Consider the following 1002-nt stretch of genomic DNA (forward strand, 5'->3'; position numbering starts at 1 on the left):
GCGTCGACACCGCGCGCACGGTCCTGGAGGCCATGTACGCCGAGTCCCGGGACCGGCTGCACGCCCCCGCCTGCCGTTCGCCGGCCTGCGCGGCATGCGCGCCAGCCTGATCCCGCACCAGCTGCACATCGCTCATGAAGTCGGCCAGCGCCATGCGCCGCGCGTTCTGCTGGCGGACGAAGTCGGCCTCGGCAAAACCATCGAAGCCGGCATGATCATCCACCAGCAACTGCTGGCGGGCCGCGCCGAACGCGTGCTGATCGTGGTGCCGGAAACGCTGCAGCACCAGTGGCTGGTGGAGATGATGCGCCGCTTCAACCTCTACTTCTCGCTGTTCGACGACAGCCGCTACGCCGAAGCCAAGCTCGACAGCAGCAACCCGTTCGAGACCGAACAGCTGGTGATCTGCTCGCTGGACTTCGTGCGCCGCAACAAGCAGCGCCTGGAAGAGCTGGCGGACGCCCAGTGGGATCTGCTGGTGGTCGATGAAGCGCACCACCTGGCCTGGAGTGAAGAAGCGCCGAGCCGCGAATATCAGGTGATCGAACAGCTGGCCGAGCATATCCCCGGCGTGCTGCTGCTGACCGCCACCCCGGAGCAGCTGGGCCAACAGAGCCACTTTGCGCGCCTGCGCCTGCTCGATCCGAACCGTTTCCACGACTACGGCGAGTTCGTCGCCGAACAGCAGAAATACCGTCCGGTGGCCGACGCCGTCACCCTGCTGCTGAGCGGTGAACGCCTGGCCGACGACAAGCTGAACCTGCTGGGCGAGCTGATCGACGAGCAGGACATCGAACCGCTGCTCAAAGCGGCCAACAGCGAAGGCGACAACGCCGAGCAGGCGCGCCAGGTGCTGGTGGCCATGCTGATGGATCGCCACGGCACCAGCCGCGTGCTGTTCCGCAACACCCGCAACGGCGTGAAGGGCTTCCCGCACCGCAACCTGCACCAGATCAAGCTCCCGTTGCCAACCCAGTATCAGACCGCGATCAAAGTGTCCGG

1 protein-coding gene is annotated in these 1002 nt (G+C 66.1%); it reads left to right on the forward strand.

Going from position 1 to position 1002, the window contains the following annotated elements; translation table 11 throughout:
* Positions 1 to 94: 94 nt before the first annotated feature.
* Positions 95 to 1002: SNF2-related protein (locus ABZ937_RS42905; RefSeq protein WP_361701144.1), on the forward strand; the 908-nt coding region annotated here is incomplete at its 3' end.

Origin of the sequence: Streptomyces sp. NPDC046727, from assembly GCF_040645635.1 — a bacterium.
Classification (GTDB): Bacteria; Actinomycetota; Actinomycetes; order Streptomycetales; family Streptomycetaceae; genus Streptomyces.